This window comes from Methanofervidicoccus sp. A16 (assembly GCF_003351865.1).
GTDB lineage: Archaea > AGJL01 > Methanococci > Methanococcales > Methanococcaceae > Methanofervidicoccus.
Window position 1 is genome coordinate 1277950 of record NZ_CP022242.1, and the last position, 21952, is coordinate 1299901.

Here is a 21952-nt window from a genome sequence, read left to right on the forward strand (position 1 = left end):
TTTATCACTTAAAAAACCTGTATAGGGTATTATTATATATGTCCCTATATATTTTTAAATACTTTTATAATAATTATAAAAATAAAAAAATAAAGGGATAACTATGGCAGTAGATTTCGTCAAAATCGGTGAGAAATGGCAGAATAGATGGGAAAGGGATAGAATATTCGAAGTAGATGCAGGAGACCCAGAGGATAAAAACAAGTTCTTTATAACTGCAGCCTTCCCATATCTTAACGGAGTTCTCCACGCTGGACATCTGAGGACATTTACCATACCGGAGGTTGTGGCAAGGTATCAGAGGATGAAGGGGAAGAGGGTACTCTGGACTATGGGATATCATGTAAGTGGAACACCTATCATAGGTTTAGCAGAACTTATAAAGAAGAGGGATAAAAAAACACTGATAGCATACAACAAATTACATAATATACCTATGGAGACACTTTTAAAGTTAGAGAGTCCTGAGGCTATAGTAGAATACTTCTCCAAGAGGGCAACCAACGCCTTTAAAAAGATGGGATTCTCCCTAGACTGGAGGAGGAACTTCACAACAGACGACGAGACATTTAAGAAGTTTATAGAGTGGCAGTTTCTAAAGTTGAAGGAGAAAGGGTACATAAAAAAAGGTTCTCATCCAGTTAGATACTGTCCATGTTGTGATAACCCAGTTGAGGATCACGATCTCCTAGAGGGAGAGGATGCAACACTTGTAGAGTATATTCTCATTAAGTTTAAGGGTAAGATAGAGATAAATGGTAAGGAGGAGGAGTGTATAATACCTATGGCTACCCTCAGGCCAGAGACTGTCTTTGGAGTGGTAAACGCCTGGATAAATCCAGATGGAAAGTACCTTGTAGTTAAGGTGTACAGTGAAGTTGATGAGGAAGGTAAGTTAGAGTATAGAGGTATCTGGATAGTTAGTGAGGAATCTGCTGAGAAGTTAAGGAACCAGGGTAGAGTTGTAGAGGTTATTAGGGAGATAAAGGGAGAAGAACTTGTAGGGAAAACTGTAATAAACCCTGTAAATAACAGGGAGGTACCTATATATCCTGCTAAGTTCGTAGATACTTCTGTTGGTACTGGATGTGTTATGAGTGTCCCTGCCCATGCACCTTACGACTATGTGGCCCTTAGGGACTACTATAGAAGTGTAGGTAAAGAGTTGAGGGATGAGGATCTTATACCACTTATAAAGTTGGAAAACTATGGGAAGTATCCTGCAAAGGAGATAGTGGAGAAGATGGGTATAAAGAATCAGGAGGAGAGGGAGAAGTTAGAGGAGGCTACAAGTAAGATCTACAAGGAGGAGTATCACAAGGGAATACTTAACGAGAACTGTGGTGAATACAGTGGAATGCCTGTTAGGGAGGTTAAGGATGTTATTACAAGAGATCTTTTAGAAAAAGGAATTGGAGAAGTTCTCTACGAGTTTTCAGAGCCTAATGTTGTCTGTAGATGTGGATCTAGATGTGTTGTGAAGTTAGTTAAGGGACAGTGGTTTATCACCTACTCCGATAAGGAGTGGAAGAAGTTAGCCCATAAATGCGTAGATAGGATGGAGTTTATCCCAGAATCCTTAAGAAAGGAGTTCCACAACAAGATAGACTGGATGAAGGATAAGGCATGTGCAAGGAGGAGGGGTCTTGGTACGAGACTACCTTTCGATAAAGACTGGGTGATAGAGAGTCTCTCAGACAGTACTATCTATATGGCCTACTACACCATAGGGAAGACTATAAACATGCACAATATAAAGGAGGAGCAACTTACTCCTCAACTCTTCGATTACATATTCTACGGTAAGGGAGATATAGAGGAGATCTCAGAGACGACAAAGATCCCTAAGGAGTTAATAGAGGAGATGAGGAGGGAGTTCCTCTACTTCTATCCATTAGATTGGAGGTGCTCCGCCAAGGATCTAATATCCAACCACTTAACATTTATGATATTTAACCACGTTGCACTCTTTCCAGAGGAGTTCTGGCCTAGAGGTATCGTGGTAAATGGGTACGTCACCATAGAGGGTAAGAAACTCTCGAAGTCTAAGGGACCTCTCCTTCCAGTGGAGGAGGTTGCAGAGAGGTACGGACCAGATGTTGGAAGGTTCTACATTACCACCTGTGCAGAACTTCCACATGATGCAGATGTAAAGTTTAAGGAGATAGAGAAGGTTAAGGATAACTTAGAGAAATTTTATCAGTTTGCCCAGGAGGTAGCAGATGTCTCTCCAGAGAATCTGAACTATGATGAGTTAAGTATTATAGATAAGTACCTCCTCCATAGACTTCATAAATCTATAAAAATTGCAGATGAATCATATAGGACCTTCCAACTTAGAAAGGTAGGTGTCCTATTCTACCAGTTGATCAACGACTTAAGATGGTACAGGAGAAGAGGAGGAGATAATAAAAAACTACTTAGATTAGTTGCAGAGACATGGACAAAGATCCTTGCACCGATAACGCCTCATCTCTGTGAGGAGATATGGGAACTCTTTGGAAAGAAAACATACATCTCCTTGGAAACCTTCCCAGTGGCAGAGGAGAAATATATAGATGATACCTTAGAGTTAGGAGAGGAGTTTTTAGTTTCAACTATAGAGGATATAAGGAGGATAGTTGAGATAGCAAAGATAGAACCTAAGAGAATATACCTCTATACCGCAGAGAGTTGGAAGTACGAGGTACTTAAGATAATGAACGAAAACAGGGATAAGGGTATTAAGGAGTTGATACCTATAATAATGAAGAATCCAGAATTTAGAAGGTATGGGAAAGAGATACCAAAACTGGTAAGGGATCTTATGGAAGTAGGTGTAAAACCTGTAATTAATGAGGAGGAGATACTCAAAGATGGAAAATCCCTAATTGAGAGGGAGTTTGGATGTGAAGTTATAATAAACGGTGAAGACAAAAATAACAAAAAGAGACAGGCGATACCTTACAGGGTGGCTATATATTTAGAGAACTAGTTTCTATTAAAAATTTTTTTAATTAACAAAAGCCTCAAGGATCGTGAATAAAATAATAATAAAAATAATTAGAATAATTAGGATAAAAAATTAGTAAATAAAAAAGAAAAAATTCTTAAAAGAAGAATTAACAGAGATCCTACCTTACTTCTCTAATACACAGTTTAAACTATTATTTTTTTATTGGATATCCTGGATATTATATAAAATATTAATACCTTAGTTCCCATCAAAGTAATGATTTAAATAATAAAAATTAATAAAAAAGACTAAGAAAATATTAAAATATAATACCTTATAATAAAATTAATAATAGTAACCTGTTAGGGAGGATCCGCTCCACTTCCATTATATCTTAGAGCGTCCCAGGAGATTATCTCTTATTTTGATTTTATTTTAATATCCTCTTTTTATACTTTTATTATAATTATTATTCTTATCAGAATTTTTTATTGGGAATTAGGGTAATAAAAAATAAAGAAAAGATTTAAAACAGAAACTTCTATCATCCCAAAATATAACATTATAAAAAAGAAGATTGGAGAATGGCCCTCTAAATATCTTTTAATAAAGGAATTCAGAATAAGATCTCCTATATTATCTTTAAGGGTTCGGAAAGATCCTAAGGGTATTTAATATTTTTATATTGATCATTTTCATTATGATTTTTATTATAATAATTATCTTTTTATTATTTTTAAATTACTACTTTGATAATAGTTAAGGTATATAATCATTCCTCCTCTATCTTTTCAACGTACATTAAAGGATAGTTTAACTCCTCAATATATCTCAATCTCAAGTATGCAACTGTATTCTCTACTCTCACCTTTAACTTTACATCTAACATTTTCCCATCTAAAGATACATATTCATCCTTTTCCAAATCTCCCACTATCTTAACAGATATATCTTCGACACAGGGCTGATTCTTCATAGATTCCTCTATAGATCTCTCCAGTATCTCCTTATTTTTTAAACTCACAGGAGTACCTATGAACTGGTGGAATAGGGCTCCCAAGGTGATGCCTCCCTCAAATACCGCCCTCTCCCTTGGAGTAAGATTTTTAAAATAACTTTTGAATAAATCTTTTTCTTCTATTCTCATTGGAGTCACCTGTTAGGGAATTATTAAAAATAAAAATAATAAAAAAATAAGAGTAAAAATATAAAAAATTTAAAAAGATAGAAAGTATTTAAAAGGCGATAGTATAGGATCAGAACCTTTTACTCCATTTGTATCTAATTTTTAGACTTATTTTTTAATTTTATCTTTATTATAAAAATAATTTTTTATAATTTTTTTAATTATCTAACTTCTCTATTTAATCTTACTCCCTACAGGAATATCCCTATCAGGTACTAAAAGCGCTACGGTCTCCTCCCCTCCTGCCAATATCATCCCCTGAGATTCCACACCACATAACTTAGCAGGTTTTAGATTACAGAGGACTACCACTTTCTTACCTACAAGTTCCTCTGGAGTATAGTGGCCCTTTATACCGGCGACTATCTGCCTCTTCTCATCTCCAATATCCACTATCAACTTTAAAAGTTTCTTTGATTTAGGAATCTCCTCTGCCTCAAGTATTTTACCGATCCTGAGATCGAGTTTTGCAAAGTCGTCGATTGTGATCATATTATCCTCCTCTTTATCCTTTATATTCAGTATCTCCTTTTTGGCAAGTTCTACCTCTTTATCCTCTATCTTTTTAAACACCACCTTTACCTTCTTCAACTCGTTACCTCTTATATTAAGATCTAACTCCTCGTTCATTATATCCAAGATCTCCATACACTTGTTAGGCATAAATGGATAGAGGAGATACACTATATACTTCACAGTTACTCCACAGGTGTAGAGGATCTCCTTAAGTCTCTCCTCCTCCTTTACATTCCAGGGCTCCATCCTCTGGAAGTAGTTATTACCCTCCTGTGCAAGGTGGATAATATCCATAAGTGCCTCCTTGAAGTTGAACTCCATCATATGTTTATGGTATCTCTCTCTTATCTCCTTACATCTCTCCAATAATTTCAGATCCTCCTCTTTTAATTGATCTTCATCTACCTTTACCATCCTCTTGAACTTCCTGTATGTAAATACAAGTGTTCTGTGGATGAAGTTTCCTATAATTGCAATTAATTCGGTGTTTATCCTCTTCTGAAACTCTTCAAAGGAGAAATCACAGTCCTTATTGAGAGGTGCGTTGATCATTAAGAAGTATCTTAGGTAATCTGGATGGAAGTATCTTATAAAGTCCTTCACCCAAACAACCCATCTCTTACTTGTACTCATCTTCTTCTTCTCCAATGTTAGATAACCTCCACTTATCACCGAGGTTGGGAGGTTGTACTCACCATGGGCTATTAACATACCTGGCCAAAACACTGAATGGTGAATGGCGATATCCTTCCCTATGAAGTGCCATATATTTACGTCCTTGCCTCTCTCCTTTAACCAGTAGTCCTTCCAGACATCTCCCAACATCTTTGTAAAGGATATATACCCAATTGGTGCCTCCAACCATACGTACATAACCTGACTATCATCATCTGGTAGAGGGACACCCCAATCTATATCCCTGGAGATATCCCAGTCGTGGAGTTCCTCTATCCATCTATATGCCATATTCTTGACGTAATCTGGTATCTTGGAGTTCTTAATATATTCCCTTAATTCTTCACTTAGGGCACTTAACTTAAAGAACCTATGTTTAGTCCTCCTTATCTCTGGAGTACCTTTACAGATTACACAGTAGGGATCTATCAACTTCGTAGGCTCTAAGTGTCTCCCACATACCTCACAGTGATCCCCCCTAGCCTCACCTCCACAGTAGGGACAGGTACCTTCAACGTACCTATCTGCTAAGAACTTCTTACAGTGAGGACAGTAGAACTGCTCGATCTCCTTCTCGTAGATGTAGCCATTTTCTTTTAGTTTTAGATAGAACTCCTGGGCAGTTTTTATATGGATTTCACTGTGGGTCTTCCCATAACTGTCGAATTCTATACTTAAACTATCTAGATCCCTCTTTATCTCCTTGTGGTACTTATTTACGATCTCCTCGGGACTGACGCCTTCTTTTTCTGCAGTTATAGTAATAGGAACTCCATGGTTGTCAGTACCCCCAACATGTATAACGTCCTTACCTATAATCTTCAAATATCTTCTCATAACATCTGCAGGTATGTAGGTACTCCTGACATGTCCTAGATGTAGTGGCCCGTTGGTATATGCCAAGGCTGTTGTAATTAAGTACTTCTCACCCATGTTTTCCCTCGTATATTCTACAGGTTATAGGGTTTTTAAGTACAGATAGCACATCCTCTATCTCCTCATCTGTACATAAAACGAATAGGGTATTTCCGAGCATAGCCTGGGAGGCTCCCCTACTAAAACTGAGATCTTCACATAGGGAGAGTACCTCCTCAGATGCTAAACTGGTCTCCTTTGCAAATACGTAGGAGAGTCTCATAAAGTTCTCCAGAGTAGGATCCTTCAGTATCTCCTTCAACAGTCTATCTCCCACCCTATTTATCCTCTCTATCCAGTTAGGATCCTCTATAACATCCTTAGTCTCCTTCCTCCCAAGTACCTCGATGACTATATAGTATCTATTTTTATCCCTTATATTAATTTTTTTTACATCTAGAGGAAAACCTGGTTTTCTCCTTATGGTAAATCCTCCGAAGTACTGTCCTATCACATCTCCAAGGCCAGTTCCACATCTTACTTCACTTATATGGGCTATCTTTAGGAGTTCTAATTTATCCATCTGTGGGTTTATAATCTTTCCCAACTCGTAGGCACATCCTAAGGCACAACCTCCAGAGATACCTAAACCACAACCTAAGGGAAGTTGGGATCTGTGTATGATGTCGTACCCTTTTATACCTATATTGTTCAAAACCTCCCTAATAGGACATAGATCCATCTCCCTACCGTTGAAGTATATCTTCCCCTTCCCTGATCTCACCTCTGTAATTACTCCCTTATCTACAGTTATCCCTACTCCAGTCGAGCCTGTCCTTAGAGGATCCCTCTCCCGATGTATGGTAAAGAACCCGGTGATATGTCCAGGGATAAACATAATATTACCTTAGATACTTTAAACACTCTGGAAAGTATTTAGAGATGTAGTCGTAATCCCTCTCTATGTAGATGTGCATACTCACCCCATGATGAGTATAGGTTCCATACTCCACCCCTAAACTCTCAGCCACCATCTCCCCCAAGGCAATCAATCCAAGAGCGTTGGCATGGTATGCCAGTAGTAGATCGTTACTCCTAAAGAGTACAGTCTGATGAAGTTTTCCATCCCTTATAAGGAATTGGATATACTGAAGGCAGGGAACACTACCTCTCCTCCTCTTACTTACTTCTATATCTATAACAGGTTGCCAGGTTATCGCCACAGCCCTTCTGGAGTTTTTCTCCTCTTTTAATTTTTCTATAATATATTTTATCTGATCTACACAGATGCCATTTACAGGATACTTGAAGAGCCTACTGTGATAGTCGTAGGAGAACTTATTATCAGAGCCGTAAAGTAGATTTTTAGTGTACTGTTCCACTGCATTTTTTCCAAAGGGATACTTTGGACTGATACTCTTTAACTTTGGATTGGTTATCTCCACAACAACATTTCTGATCTCCCTACAGAGTTCCCCATCTTCAGTTATCATATCTTCTCCTTTTTCCAGAACCTCTTTAACTAGATATTCATAACTGGCCCTTACTGAGGGTTTTCTGATAGAGAGCATGGTAGTCCTCTAGTTTTTTGTTTAAAATTAATAAGAATAATAATTACTATTTAAAAAATATTAAAAAATCTTAGAGAAGTTGTATCATATTATTTTTATAATTTATAACTCTAGTTTCTATCAAGATGATGATTAGAAAAATATTCAGAATAGATAAAGGCGATCTAAAATAAACACAGGTAAAAATAAAATACTATTTCCTATACTATACTGAACATTGAAGAAACAAAGTAGATTTCTTTTTAATTTATAAAAAGTATTACTTTTTTATTATACCTTTTTAGGCTTTTTATTCTTCTATTTTTATAATTTTTATTATTATAATTATTTTTAATTACCACTTTGAGAGAACTAGAGTTTATTACCTTTACTACCTATCTTCCTGTTAAACTCATATATCCACCTAATATTCCCCCTTAAAACACATCTTGCAACAGATATTAAGTCTGAATATCTCAACATCCTCTCTGCATCTTTAATAGAGTTTATAGAGTTGTTTCCTATGATTATCTTCTCTTTAAAACAGTCCCTTACTTTTTGGATATAATTAATATCTGGATAATCCTTACCTGGATTGAAGCAGTCTAGATGGATCCCATGGAAGTATCTCCTAACCTTATTTAAGTTATCTATCAACTCCTCTACAGGTACAACGTTTGCCCTCACCTTTAAAAAGATAGGTTTTTCCATCTCCAACTCCCAAATACTCTTTAAAAAATCCCTAAGAATCTCAAGGTTCTCCCTCTTCAACAACTCCTGCCCTATACCTAACCTGACAATCTCCTCCTGGCGACAGTGACAGTTTAACTCTATTATATCACAGTGTTCTCCCAAGATTTCTATCCTACCTTTAGATTCCTCGAAATCTTTAAACCTTATATTTACAGAAATGAGAGCGTTACTCTCTCTAGCCCTATTTACCTCTCTCTTTACAATGTCCTCAAATTCATCTAAATTATATAAAAACTCTTTCCTACCTCTTTTCACCATCTCTTTACTGGCAGATAGTGTGGCACCGTCTAAATTGAGACCTCCCAAGGTGACTATTCCAAATAGATCCCTGTATTTCCCACAGAAGGATCCATCTGTGATCCCTGCCATCGGAGCAAGGACTACCTTTTTATCTCCACATCTCTGAAGAACATCCATACCTGCTCCACCTATATAGGACATAACGTGTTAAACTTCCTCCTTATATTGTAATTTTTATAGTTTAATGTACATACCTGACCCTCTACCTTCCCCTCCCTTATAAGTTCCAATCCAATATCTGCCATGTTGGATGCATCCTCTGCAGTTTTCCCTATTCCTATTCCTGCCTTCAACTGAATACCTGTTTTCTCCCTTATATCCTCAAAAATAGTGATAAAATCACTCTCAGTCATGCCATTACAGGGACACATGAAGTTATCGCCACCGATAAAAAATACCATAGCACCGTACTTTTTCAACTCTTTAATAAGTCTTAGGTGGATCTCGTTAATGCGTAGATAGGTATCATAGGCACTTTCCATATCTGTTAGAGTCTCCGTGACGTTGTTTACATCCACATGTGCCAGTTGGACGTATCCCTCTTCCTCCAGGATAAAGTCATTTGCAACGTCTAATACTTCTTTTCTGTACTTATCTTGAGCACTTCCATGTTCTTGGATCTTCTCTGTGGCTAATTTCTGGGCCTCGTAGGGAGTCTCTGCCGAGGCAATTCCCATACTCACTGTAAAGGGATATCTGTTCTTTATACTCTCCTGGATCCTCTTATGGGTGTTGAGGTCTATACCGTTAGTTATGGCAATTAAGTTGTCAAACCTAGTATAAAACACAAGGCCCTTGTGGGCACCAAATTGAAGGTTTAGATCTCCGTACAGTCTTGACTGAAGTGCCTGTAGGTCGCTCTCCCTTCTAGGATTTGGAGTTACAGTCCAAGGTCCGTAGTTGTCGATCTGAATAACAGTAATCTGTATCATACTATCATCGTGATGTGTTATAATATATCTCTTTTTACACCATGGATATAAAAATGTATTTATTCTAATAGAAAGATATAAAAATAAAAATTATTAATAAAAATTACTATAATAATAAAAAGAGGGGTAATAATGGAGGAAAAGATTACAATAAGTGTTATCAAAGCAGATGTTGGAGGGCTCTGTGGTCATACTGAGGCTCCAGAAGAGTTATTGGATGTATGTGATTGCATCCTTGAGGAGGCAGTTGATGAGATACTTATAGATTATTACGTTACAAGATGTGGAGACGATATAAACCTCATTATGACCCATAAGTTAGGTGTAGATAACGAGAAGGTTCATGGATTGGCATGGAGGGCATTCGAAGAGGCTACTAAGGTTGCTAAAGAGTTGAAACTCTATGGAGCAGGTCAGGATCTACTTGCAGAGGCCTTCAGTGGTAATGTGAGAGGAATGGGACCAGGATGTGCAGAGATGGAGTTTGTTGAGAGACCAAGTGAGCCTGTAATAGTGTTCTGCTGTGATAAGACAGATCCCTCTGCATTCAACTTACCACTGTATAAAATATTTGCAGATCCCTTCAACACTGCAGGGCTAGTTTATGACAAATCCATGATCGGCGGTTTTAAATTCGACGTTTTGGATATAATTGATAATAAACAGGTAACGTTAAAGGCACCTGAGGAGTCCTATCAGTTGTTGGCCCTCATAGGAAACTTGGAGAAGTACTGTATAAAGAGAGTATATAGGGCTAAAGATAACGAGATTGCAGCAGTTGTAAGTTCCGAGAAGTTGAACCTTATTGCAGGGAAGTATATAGGTAAGGACGATCCAGTTGCAATTGTCAGGGCTCAAAGTGGAATGCCCGCAGTAGGAGAGATTTTAGAACCCTTTGCAAACCCACACCTTGTACCTGGATGGATGAGAGGATCCCACTGGGGCCCGCTGATGCCAGTTAGTGAAGATGATGCAAGGCCTACAAGGTTCGACGGACCTCCAAGGATTATGGCTTTAGGATTCCAGCTTTCAAATGGAAGATTAATAGGGCCAAATGATCTATTCGATGATGTGGCCTTCAAGAGGGCAAGGGAGAAGGCTTTAAAGATGGCAGATATGATAAGAAGCATGGGACCCTTCCAGCCTCACAGACTACCTGAAACTATGTTGGAGTACACCACAGTACCTGAGATTATGAAGGAGTTGAAGGGGAGATTTGTAGAGGTTGAGAAGAAGAAATAAACTATTAATTCTATCAAAGTAATATAATGTTTTTATTTTAATTATTCTTTTTCTTTTTATAAGATAGAAATAATGATTATAATAAAAATAAAAAGTAAAAAAATAATAAAGTTAAGAGACCAAAAAAGTGATAAAAAAACCTCTAAGAAGATATGTTTTAAGATTTTTTATTTTTTTATCTAATTATTTTAATTTTTTTATTGTTATTTTATTTACGGTCCTTGAGATTTGTTATTTGTTAAAAAGGATTAGTAAAGTCTCATCCTACTTCTCTCTCAGTGCTAATGTAGTCCAAGGATAGATGCACCTACCTTTTTTAATAGTCATAAATATAACCACCCTAGTTCCCATTAAGATTGTTAATTAGAAGAATAATAAAAAAAATGATTATCATAAAAAAATAATTAAAATCAGGAAAAAAATAATAACAATAAAATAATTCTGAAGGGATAGAAATAAAAAAGAAGTGAATAACCTTAATTCCCACCAAAGTAACGATTTAAATAATAAAAATAATAAAAAAGACTAGAAAAAACCTTAGTTTCTACCAAATAGTGATTAAAAGGATTATAAAAATAATCAATTATAAAAATCATTAAATATCCTTAGAATCTTTCTGATCACTTAGATAAGATAGAAAATCCTATTCTGGTATCCACTATATATTAGAAGGTATAGAGGATCATTCTCTTTCAATCTTCTTTTTAAAATGCTATATCTGAGATGATAGAAGTTTTTATTTTAAACATTATTCTTTATTTTTTATTTTTATTAATTTTTATAATTATCTTTATTATTCTTTAAACTATTCTTTTGATGGGAAAGTAAGGTTAGAAAAAAATATTGAAATATGATATACCTTATACTAAAAATTAATAATAACAACTTTGTTAGGAAGGATCTGCTCCACTTCCATAGTATGTTAGAGCATCCCAGGAGAGACTATTTATCTCTTATTTTGATTTTAATACCTTCCCTTTTATACTTTTATTTTTATAGTTGTTATTGTTTTATTTTTATATACTATTGTTATTCTTATTAAGAATTTTCTGACGGGAATTAGTTTTTTTTATTAATAATATATATCAAAATTTCCTAATGAAGATTTGATTATGGATAACACCCATATATATAAACCTAGTAATAAAAAAGATATTCTGAACATGTAAATTAGTTAGTGTTAATATTCTTCAATAAAAAAATTCTTCGAGGTAATTAAATCCATCGAAAGAATAATAAAAACTTAACCTTTTTGTAAAAGATCCCAATTTTCATTTAATAAATATTTAAAAAATAATAACATGAAAATTTGTTATGATTTTTAATCTGGTGATATCATGAGTTATAACATATTTCACTTTTCCCCCGATGAGATCAGAGATCTAACCATTTCTACAGTTGCAATAGCACTGATATTTGCATGGCCTGGAAGGGGATTTCTTATATTTGACGATCCCACATTTTTTTATAGACTTATAGTAGCAATAATTATCGTAGGTAGTAGTTTTATTTTCCACGAGTTAGCCCATAGAACGGTAGCAAGATATTTCGGAGCCTACAGCGAATTTAGAGCATGGTTTGAAGGATTAGTTTTAGCACTAATTCTCAAGATACTAGTAGGATTTACATTCATAGCTCCAGGGGCTGTATATATCTTTAAAGATTATCTAACTCCAAGGGAAAATGGTATAATTGCCCTCTCAGGTCCCTTATCCAATGTACTTTTGGCGATCCTTTTCTATATACTCTCCATTTTCGTGCCTCCATTTACACTTATTTCCTCGATACTACACTTTGGAGTGTATATAAATCTCTACTTGGCAGCCTTTAACTTACTACCTATCCCTCCCTTTGATGGGTCTAAGGTTCTATCCTGGAATCCTATAGTGTGGGCAGTTGTGTCATTACCCTTATTTTACTGGATATTCTTCTAAAGTTATTACTGTGGTATTATGGAGTTTGAACTTTGGGTAAGAATAGTTAAGGAGAGTATCCAAAAGGGAAATATTAATCCCTGGGATATTAACGTTGCCAAGGTAGCAGATGAGTATATAAAAACACTTAAAGAACTTGAAAGATTCGATATAAGGCTCTCTGCAGATGTTATATTAGTTGGAGGAATACTGCTTAGGATGAAATCTCAAGTCCTTTACGAGAAATGTGAATCTACCCTTGAAGATGATGATGTTGAAGATAATCCTCCCGAGGATATTTGGAATTATAGTAATGTTGTTCAGAAAAACCCTCAAGAAAAGAAAGGTGTCCCAAGTAAGAAGCATTTAAAGGATAAAAAGCAGATTACAGTCGAAGAACTAATAGATACCTTGAAGTCAGAACTTAAAAAAGTAAAAAGAAGCAGAGAAAAAAAGAAAAATAAAAAGGAAGATGTAATTTATGATATTATAGAAGAAATGGAGAAATACGATATCTCTGAACTTATGGAGAGTTTAATTTTAGAATTAAGGAAGGAAGGCATTATAGTATTTCAGAAGAGGTTTTCAGATAGAAAGGATATTATTAAAAACTTTTTACCCTGTCTATATCTTGCAAATGAAGGGAAAGTAGAGATCTTTCAGAAGGAGATATTTAAAGATATGATAGTTAAGTATAGGGAAAATAATTCTTATGAAAAATAATTACAAATAGAGAAAATATCAATAAAAATAGAAAAAGAAACAGGAGATTTTTCAATAAAAAAGAGTTATTTTATTTTTTATTTTTATACTTTAACATTTTAAAATATTTATTTTTTAATCCAATTATTTTTTTATTATTTTTATATATTTTAATATTTCGAAATTCTCGATAGTTGTTATCTTATTTATAATAATGTGTTATTTTAATTCGACAAATGTAGAAAAATAAAAAGATTTATATATCACTATTCCAACTTTTGTAATGATTAATAATGACCAATTATTTCTCCGAGGTGGAGGTATGATAGAGATTAGATTTCATGGTAGAGGTGGTCAGGGAGCAGTCACCGCTGCCAAAATTTTAGCAAAGGCTGCCTTTTACGACGGTAAATACTCCCAAGGATTTCCTTTTTTTGGTGTTGAGAGAAGAGGGGCCCCAGTTATGGCATTTACGAGAATAGACGATAAGAAAATTATCGTTAGATCCCAGATATATAATCCAGATTATGTAGTAGTTCAGGATCCTACACTTTTAGATGCTGTCAATGTAGTAGAGGGGTTGAAAGGAGATGGGATAGTAGTTGTAAATACAACTAAGGAAGATTTAGATCTAGGTTTTAAGACGTACACCATAGACGCCACAGGAATAGCGTTAGATGTTCTTGGTGTCCCTATCGTTAACACTACTATGTTAGGAGCATTTGTAGGTGCTACTAAGTTGATATCCCTTGAATCTCTTAAAAGGGCGATACTGGATACCTTCAAGGGAAAACTTGGAGAGAAAAATGCCAAGGCTGCAGAGGTAGCCTACAGTATTATCTCAGAAAACTAAAGGGGTGTAATATATGGTAACTATAGGGGCAATAATCTACGAACCTGGAAGTACAGTTAGAAATAAAACTGGGAACTGGAGGACCTTCAGGCCCATCTTAAATACTGAGAAATGTATAAAGTGTGAGTTATGTTATATATTCTGTCCAGAGGGGGCAATATACGAGGATGAGGAGGAGAACTTTAGGATAAACTACGACTACTGTAAGGGCTGTTTAATATGCTCCAAGGAGTGCCCTACAAATGCTATAACCAAGGTAAGGGAAGAATGGTAAGGTGCATACTATGGAAAAGGTAGATGTTATTACTGGAACTACCGCTGCTGCGATAGGCGCAAAGTTATCCAACGTAGAGGTTATTGCAGCCTACCCTATAACTCCTCAGAGTGAGTGTGTAGAGGTACTGGCAAAGTTTATTGCAGATGGAGAGTTGGATGCAGAGTATATCAAGGCAGAGAGTGAGCATTCGGCAATGGCTGCCTGTATAGGAGCCTCTGCAACTGGTGTGAGGACATTTACAGCAACTGCATCCCAGGGTTTGGCACTGATGCATGAGATGTTGTACATTGCCTCTGGAATGAGATTACCTATAGTTATGCTCAATACAAACAGGGCACTCTCAGCACCTATAAATATATGGTGTGATCACCAGGATTCCATAGCTGAGCGGGACTCTGGATGGATACAGATCTATGCAGAGGATAACCAGGAGACACTGGACAGTATAATACAGGCTTTCAAGATCGCTGAAGATGAGGATATCCTACTACCAGTTATGGTGTGTATAGATGGGTTTATACTAACCCACACTGTAGAGCCTGTTCATATACCAGATGAGAAAAAGGTTAGAGATTATCTGGGAGTTTATGAACCTAAGCATGCCTATTTAGATCCAGATAGGCCTATAACCCAGGGACCAGTAGGAGTACCTGAGTGCTATATGGAAACTAGGAAGCAGATAAGCGATGCTATGGAGAGGGCTAAAGATGTTATAAAGAGGGTAAATGAGGAATACTACGAGATTTTCAACAGAAGGTATGGAAACGGGTTAGTAGAGGGCTACAACTTAGAGGATGCAGATACTGTACTTGTTGCCATGGGCAGTGTCTGTGGGACTATAAAGTACGTGATAGACAGGCTTAAAGAGAAAGGGAAGAATGTAGGGCTCCTGAGAGTAAGAACCTACAGACCATTTCCAAAGAAAGATATAAAGGAGATGTTAGAGGGGGCTGAAAACGTTGGGGTGTTAGATAAGAATATCTCCTTAGGGTTCAACATGGGGGCCTTAGGTATAGAGGTAATGGCAACGTTGAGGAATAAGAAGGTGTGTAACTACATAGTAGGATTGGGAGGAAGGGACATCACCCTTCAAAACATAGAGGAGATAATTAAACATCTAGAGGAATCTGAAGATGATGGAGAAACTAAGTGGATAGGTCTTAAAGAATAAAAGGTGATATTATGGATAAAAGATTTCCAAGGGAGGAGTTATTTGCCCCTGGTCATAGAGGATGTGCAGGTTGTGGGGCATCTATCCTTGTAAGGATGGCGTTGAAAACTACAGGAAGGGATGTAATAGTGGTAAGCGCCACAGGATGTTTAGAGGTATTTACAACCCCATACCCTGAGACTGCTTGGAGAGTACCTTGGATACATACAGCCTTTGAGTGTGGAGGGGCTGTGGCAAGTGGTATAGAGAGGGCGATAAAGGCACTAAAGAAGAGAGGTAAGTTCAAGGATAGGAAGATAGCAGTTATGCCTATAATTGGAGATGGAGGTACTGCAGATATAGGTTTCCAGGCCCTAAGTGGGGCACTGGAGAGAGGACATGACATGGTATATATAATGTATGACAACGAGGCTTACATGAACACTGGAGTCCAGAGGAGTAGTGCCACCCCACTCTTTGCCTCTGCAACAACAGCTCCTGCAGGAAAGAGGAGTAAAGGTGAAGATAGACCTAAGAAGGACATGGCCATGATTGCAGCAGCCCATGGAATTCCATACGTTGCAACTGCATGTATCAGTTATCCCGAGGATCTAATGAAGAAGATTAAAAAAGCCTACGAGATAGAGGGGCCTGCATTTATCCATGTACTACAACCATGTACTGTAGGATGGGGGTATAACCCAGAGGATACCATAAAGATAGGAAGACTGGCAGTTGAAACAGGTTTCTTTCCACTCTATGAGATTGAACATGGAGAATTAAGGATAACCTACAGACCAGCAAAGAGAAAACCTCTAAAGGAGTATATAAGGATGCAGAAGAGATACAGACATCTAACAGATGAAGATATTGAAATCCTTCAAAAGTACGTAGATGAAAAATGTAAACTTTTAGGATTGGAATAATTTTTTAAAATTTTTATAGGAAGGGGATAGGATGAAGAAACTTATAATGGTTAACGATCAGTGTGATAACTGCGGCGCCTGTATTAAGGCGTGTGCCTCTCTACATGGTGTAAGTAGAATAGGGATAATGGAGCACAACGGGAGATACCTCCCTATAGTATGCCAACAGTGTGCTGCTGCTCCATGTAAGGATGTTTGTCCAGTAGAGGCTATTGAAAGTAGAGATGGAGTAATCTACTTAGATGGATCCAAGTGTATAGGTTGTGGATTGTGTGCTTTAGCCTGTCCTTTCGGTGCTATAACTATGATGGATATAGCCCATAAATGTTCCCTATGTGTTGAAAGAGACGATGAATGCGCCTGTGTTAAAGCATGTTCTAAAAGATGTTTAGATATAGTAGATATAAACGATATCATATTTGAGAGGAGAAGTAAAAACCTTGAGATTATGGGCAAATTGAGGAAAAAGGAATTTAAGAAAGATTCTATAATTTCAAAGATAATTATTCCTGCCAAGGTTGATAGTAAGTTACAATCCCTTTAATGGTGGAAGGATGAAATTAATACCTAACGTTAAACTCTGTATAGGTTGTAGAAACTGTGAAAGGGCATGTCCAACAAACGGAATAGTGGTAATAGATAATACACCTATAAAGTGTATGCACTGTGAAGACGCCCCCTGTTATAATGTATGCCCTGTTGGAGCCATAGAGTGGATAGGAGATAAAGTAGTAGTAAATGAGAAATGTATAGGTTGTGGCTTATGTGTAGATGCATGTCCCTTTGGGATCATAAGAATAGATCCTAATTCTGGAAAGGCCTTTAAATGTCATGGGTGCTATATGCATGAGGTAGAGATGTGTAAAATGGCATGTCCAACTGGAGCACTGCAGTACAGGGAGGAAAGTGTAGTAAGTAAGAGGGAAAAACTGGCCTCAAAACTTAAAAGGATATATAGTTATATCTAAGTCTCTTTTTAGTTTAAATTTTACCAATAATAATTTAGTTGCTCTATTTCCATTAGATTTTGGATAAAGATAATAATTATAATAACCCTAATTCCCATCAAAAAATCCTGATAAGAATATCAATAATTATAAAAAATAAAAGTATAAAAAGAAGGTATTAAAATCCAGAACAAAAAATAATTTCCTGGAATGCTCTAAGATGCTATGGAAGTGGAGTAGATCCTCCCTAACAGTCTGCTATTGTTAATGCCCTACTTCCCATCAAAAGGATAATTTAAAGAATAATAAAGACAATTATAAAAATAATAAAATAAAAATAATAAAGAAAAGATTTTAAAATAAAAACTTCTATTATCCTAGATACAAAAAATTTTAAAAATAATATTGAAGGAGAATGATCCTCAGTATATCTTCTAATATAGTGGATATCAGAATATGATTCCTTGTCTTACCTATGGTTCAGAAAGATCCTAAGGATATTTAAGAGTTTTTATATAGATTTTATACTGATTATTTTAATCATGATTTTTATTATTTTTTATATGATTATTATTTTTATTATTCTTCTAACTACAATCTTGATGGGAACTAGAGTTTATAATAATATAAATTAAAAAAAGAAATGTTAAAAAATCATAAAGAGGAAATAAATGTTCTTTTAAGACGCTTTTAAATATCATGTAGTGAGATATATTCTCTCTAATAGGTTGTTATTTTTGTTATTATAAATTATTATAATCTTAAAAAAAGATTTTTTATAAAAAATATTATTAAGGACAGAATTTTACTATTTTCCAATAAACTTAAAAACATATAGATTTCAAGGACCCTATCTTTAATATATATTGGCCATAACTAGAACTATTATTTTTCAATCAACTCTACTATAACCTTATCTACACTGACCTTACTTACAGGGGATGGGAAGGTATCTGTACCTATTACTTCACTTACTCCACTTGTATAGAGTTTATTGAGAGCATCTCCAATAAGGACGGGATGTACACAGGCAACCATCACTTTATCCGCCCCCTGTTCCATCAACATCTTAGTGGCAGTTGCTACAGTTCCTCCTGTAGATACTATATCGTCTACAATAAGTACCTCTCTATTTTTTACATCTAAGTTCTTGGGGGCTATTCTTATCTCTGTGGGCGATATCCTAGTTTTTTCTAAGTAATCGTACTCACAGTTTATAACTTCAGCAGCCTCCCTAGCCAACTCCACTGCTCCAGTATCTGGAGACAGTACAACTGGATTATTTAACTTATCTTTAACATACCTTGCCAACTCCTTTACAGCACTTCCACATATAAAGGGCACTTCAAAGAAGGATTTTATATGAGTCTCATGAGGGTTTATAGTAATAACCTTGTCGAAGAGTTGGGAGTATACCTTGGCAAGTACCCTGATACTTATAGGTTCTCCAGGGTTGAACTTTTTATCCTGTCTCGTATATGCTAAGTAGGGCGCTACCAAGGTTATAGATTTAGCACCTTCATCTCTAAGTATATCACTCATCAGTATACTCTCTACTACGGCGTCGTTCTGGTTCCTCTGACTCTGGATAAAAATAACATCTTCATCCTTTATGGCCTCGTTGTCTAGAACTCTTATGTATAATTCTCCATCTGGAAACCTTTTAAACTCTGTCCTTAGAAGTTTACAACCTATTAACTTCGAAACCCTGTAGGCTAACTCCTGGGAATTTATACCTGGTACTATTATCACATTCTCACCTTATAGATTTATGTATGTTAGGTTTTATATTTTAATTATTATAAAAAATTTAACATATCAATAAAAATTTTTGTTATAATTAGGTGAAAGGATGGATAATGTAGAAAAAACAGTTGAAAAACTAATTAACTTTATAAGGGACGTTGTAAAAAGAGCCAACGCCAACGGTGTTGTTGTTGGACTAAGTGGAGGTATAGACAGTTCAGTTGTGGCCACGTTATGTACAAAGGCCCTTGGAAAGGATAGGGTATTGGGAGTAATAATGCCTGAAAGGGATTCAGATCCTAGGGATATAGAACATGCTAAGATGGTCGCAGAGAAACTTGGTATAAAATACATAATATCTGATATTACAGATGTACTAAAGGCCTTTGGAGCAGGAGGTTATGTCCCTACAAGAGAGTTTGACAGAATAGCAGATGGAAACCTAAAGGCTAGAATAAGAATGTGTATTCTCTACTACTTTGCAAATAAGAGAAATCTTCTTGTTGCTGGTACCTCCAACAAGTCAGAACTCTATATGGGATATGGAACTAAGTATGGAGACTTAGGTAGCGACTTCCTCGTAATAGGCAACCTCTTTAAGAGCGAAGTTAGGGAGTTAGCAAGGTATCTAGGAGTACCTCAGGAGATAATAGATAAACCACCATCAGCAGGACTTTGGAAGGGACAGACAGATGAAGACGAGTTAGGGATAACCTACGAATTACTAGATAAGATACTTGAAAGAATAGAGAAAGGGGAAGATAAGGAGAAGATATCTAAAAATTTAAATGTTCCACTGTCTCAGGTGGAGGAAATACTAAATAGAATAGAGGCAAATAAGCACAAGTTAGGTCCCATATTCCCTCCAGAGTGATGTAAGAAAAGTAAAAAATAAAAAAACGAATCATTCAAAAACTGTTAAACACTGTAGGAGGATAATATTTAGTACACATTTCTTTTTATATTTGGAGTATCTCCGCCCTATTTTGAATATAATTAATTTTTAATAATTTTTAATTATAATTATAAATAATCTAAAAGTCAAATCTAGATATAAAGTTCCTAATAACGATCCCTATTAAGAGAGAACTATATTTCTCTTCCCAACGTTAAAAAAGTATCCATAAGGTATTTATTCGTTTTTTATAATTTCTAACAGTTCGAAAATAATAATTTAAATTTATTATTTTAATCTTTTTTATTATTATCAATAATTTTTTATATTTTTTAGATTTTCTCCTTTCTTGATATATTTCATAAAAATAAAAAGGTGGGAACATATACTTCGAGGAGTATCATAGATACCTATGTGCCTACTCAGATTATCAGGAGTGTGAATTTGTAATATTTGGAGTACCCTACGATGGTACAACTACCTATAAACCTGGAGCGAGATTTGGGCCAGATGAGGTTAGAAGGGCATCCTGGGCATTAGAGACTTACAGTCCATATTTAAAGAGAGACTTAACAGAGGTAAAGGTCTCAGACTTAAACAACATTATAATAGAGGGAGACCAAAGGGAAATCCTAAATAGAACCTATAGGGCAACCCGTGAAATTATGGAGGAGGGGAAAAAGGTAGTGATGATAGGAGGAGATCACTCTACTACGTATCCTCTCGTGAGATCTGCAAAAGATGTCTATAAGGATATAGTACTTATCCAATTTGACGCCCACTGTGATCTAAGGGAGGAATACTTAGGAAATAGATATTCCCATGCCTCAGTTATAAGGAGATGTTATGAAATCACAAGGGATATTTATCAATTTGGTATTAGAAGTGGAGATAAGGATGAGTGGGAATTTGCCTGGAGGAATACAAACATATTCACTAGGTTGCCGAGGAAGGAGGATATTGAGGAGATAAAATCCTTAGATAAGTATATCTATATCACCATAGATATAGATGTGTTGGATCCTGCCTATGCTCCTGGAACTGGTACCCCTGAGCCCTGTGGATACTCCACCAAGGAGTTAATAGATGCCCTCTATCTATTTAGAGATCTGAGGGATAAGATAGTAGGTTTCGACGTTGTAGAGGTATCCCCACCCTGTGATGTAAATAGTATTACCTCCATCGCAGCTGCAAAGATAATAAGAGAACTTATACTTACTCTTGGGAGATGAGAATCCTATTGTAATTTATTGATATACTACAAAACTTTATAATAATAAAAAAATATAAAAACAAATGTTCTCCTGAAATGCTTTTGAAGACTATAAAAGTAGGTAAGCCTCCTTAACAGGGTTGTTATTATTAATTCTATAAAAAAATAATTATAAAAATAATAATTAAGATAATAAGGTAAACCTCTTCTCCAATAGGTCTTTTAAAATATCCCTTAACTTTTTTCATACAATATCCTTGAGATCAGTAAAAAGAAAAATTTTTACTATCGTATTATTATAATAATATTAAAACCCTAATTCCCATCAAAAAATCCTGATAAGAATAATAATAATCATAATAAAAAAGTTAATTATAATAAAAATA

Annotated in this window: 19 protein-coding genes; 12 read left to right on the forward strand and 7 right to left on the reverse strand. The window is 35.7% G+C overall.

The genetic code is table 11. The annotated features are described in order from the left end of the window. Nucleotides 1-103 precede the first annotated feature (103 nt). Nucleotides 104-2974 (forward strand): leucine--tRNA ligase, encoded by a 2871-nt coding sequence (gene leuS / locus CFE53_RS05900; RefSeq protein ID WP_148120928.1) that lies wholly within the window; start codon nucleotides 104-106, stop codon nucleotides 2972-2974. Nucleotides 2975-3707: 733 nt separating this feature from the next. Here the strand turns inward: leuS and CFE53_RS05905 are convergent. From CFE53_RS05905 to CFE53_RS05930, 6 genes are all read right to left on the reverse strand, one after another. Beyond that, nucleotides 3708-4082 carry a dihydroneopterin aldolase family protein gene (locus CFE53_RS05905; protein ID WP_148120929.1) on the reverse strand — a complete coding sequence of 125 codons (375 nt, stop codon included), beginning with the start codon at nucleotides 4080-4082 and terminating at the stop codon, nucleotides 3708-3710. A gap of 213 nt (nucleotides 4083-4295) precedes the next feature. Next, nucleotides 4296-6245 (reverse strand): methionine--tRNA ligase, encoded by a 1950-nt coding sequence (metG, locus tag CFE53_RS05910; RefSeq protein WP_148120930.1) that lies wholly within the window; start codon nucleotides 6243-6245, stop codon nucleotides 4296-4298. Next, nucleotides 6238-7065 carry a pantoate kinase gene (locus tag CFE53_RS05915; protein ID WP_148120931.1) on the reverse strand — a complete coding sequence of 276 codons (828 nt, stop codon included), beginning with the start codon at nucleotides 7063-7065 and terminating at the stop codon, nucleotides 6238-6240. The genes metG and CFE53_RS05915 overlap by 8 nt, the downstream gene beginning before the upstream one ends. Before the next feature lie 4 nt (nucleotides 7066-7069). Next, the gene (locus CFE53_RS05920) at nucleotides 7070-7738 is read right to left on the reverse strand and encodes a thymidylate synthase (protein WP_148120932.1); all 669 of its coding nucleotides are present in this window, start codon (nucleotides 7736-7738) and stop codon (nucleotides 7070-7072) included. Between the two features lie 351 nt (nucleotides 7739-8089). Continuing rightward, nucleotides 8090-8887 carry an MJ0144 family RNA dihydrouridine synthase-like protein gene (locus CFE53_RS05925; protein ID WP_148121178.1) on the reverse strand — a complete coding sequence of 266 codons (798 nt, stop codon included), beginning with the start codon at nucleotides 8885-8887 and terminating at the stop codon, nucleotides 8090-8092. An 11-nt stretch (nucleotides 8888-8898) separates the two neighbouring features. Continuing rightward, nucleotides 8899-9702, reverse strand: a complete 804-nt coding sequence (locus tag CFE53_RS05930) for a GTP cyclohydrolase III (protein WP_148120933.1) — start codon at nucleotides 9700-9702, stop codon at nucleotides 8899-8901. Between the two features lie 132 nt (nucleotides 9703-9834). On the opposite strand from CFE53_RS05930, the gene fbp reads away from it, so the two are divergent. From fbp to CFE53_RS05975, 9 genes are all read left to right on the forward strand, one after another. After that, nucleotides 9835-10944, forward strand: a complete 1110-nt coding sequence (gene fbp / locus CFE53_RS05935) for a fructose-1,6-bisphosphate aldolase/phosphatase (protein WP_172456367.1) — start codon at nucleotides 9835-9837, stop codon at nucleotides 10942-10944. Nucleotides 10945-12281: 1337 nt separating this feature from the next. Continuing rightward, nucleotides 12282-12878, forward strand: a complete 597-nt coding sequence (locus tag CFE53_RS05940) for a site-2 protease family protein (protein WP_172456368.1) — start codon at nucleotides 12282-12284, stop codon at nucleotides 12876-12878. 18 nt (nucleotides 12879-12896) lie between these two features. Further along, entirely contained in the window at nucleotides 12897-13580 is a 684-nt protein-coding gene (locus tag CFE53_RS05945) for a ScpA family protein (protein ID WP_148120935.1), read from the forward strand. A gap of 301 nt (nucleotides 13581-13881) precedes the next feature. Beyond that, on the forward strand, nucleotides 13882-14412 hold the full coding sequence (locus CFE53_RS05950; RefSeq protein WP_148120936.1) for a pyruvate ferredoxin oxidoreductase subunit gamma: 531 nt from the start codon (nucleotides 13882-13884) through the stop codon (nucleotides 14410-14412). A 13-nt stretch (nucleotides 14413-14425) separates the two neighbouring features. Continuing rightward, nucleotides 14426-14686 (forward strand): pyruvate synthase subunit PorD, encoded by a 261-nt coding sequence (porD, locus tag CFE53_RS05955; protein ID WP_148120937.1) that lies wholly within the window; start codon nucleotides 14426-14428, stop codon nucleotides 14684-14686. Between the two features lie 10 nt (nucleotides 14687-14696). Continuing rightward, entirely contained in the window at nucleotides 14697-15860 is a 1164-nt protein-coding gene (porA, locus tag CFE53_RS05960) for a pyruvate synthase subunit PorA (RefSeq protein ID WP_148120938.1), read from the forward strand. Between the two features lie 11 nt (nucleotides 15861-15871). Further along, nucleotides 15872-16765, forward strand: a complete 894-nt coding sequence (porB, locus tag CFE53_RS05965) for a pyruvate synthase subunit PorB (protein WP_148120939.1) — start codon at nucleotides 15872-15874, stop codon at nucleotides 16763-16765. Between the two features lie 31 nt (nucleotides 16766-16796). Continuing rightward, a complete protein-coding gene (locus CFE53_RS05970) occupies nucleotides 16797-17309 on the forward strand; it encodes a 4Fe-4S dicluster domain-containing protein (RefSeq protein WP_148120940.1) in 513 nt (170 codons plus the stop codon). Nucleotides 17310-17319: 10 nt separating this feature from the next. Further along, the gene (locus tag CFE53_RS05975) at nucleotides 17320-17733 is read left to right on the forward strand and encodes a 4Fe-4S binding protein (protein ID WP_148120941.1); all 414 of its coding nucleotides are present in this window, start codon (nucleotides 17320-17322) and stop codon (nucleotides 17731-17733) included. An 864-nt stretch (nucleotides 17734-18597) separates the two neighbouring features. Here CFE53_RS05975 and CFE53_RS05980 read toward each other — a convergent pair. Next, entirely contained in the window at nucleotides 18598-19464 is an 867-nt protein-coding gene (locus tag CFE53_RS05980; protein WP_172456369.1) for a ribose-phosphate diphosphokinase, read from the reverse strand. Between the two features lie 100 nt (nucleotides 19465-19564). Between CFE53_RS05980 and CFE53_RS05985 the strand changes: the two genes are divergently transcribed. Both CFE53_RS05985 and speB read left to right on the forward strand, forming a co-directional pair. Further along, entirely contained in the window at nucleotides 19565-20332 is a 768-nt protein-coding gene (locus tag CFE53_RS05985) for an NAD+ synthase (RefSeq protein ID WP_148120942.1), read from the forward strand. Between the two features lie 404 nt (nucleotides 20333-20736). Beyond that, entirely contained in the window at nucleotides 20737-21585 is an 849-nt protein-coding gene (gene speB / locus CFE53_RS05990) for an agmatinase (protein WP_148120943.1), read from the forward strand. Nucleotides 21586-21952: the final 367 nt, after the last annotated feature.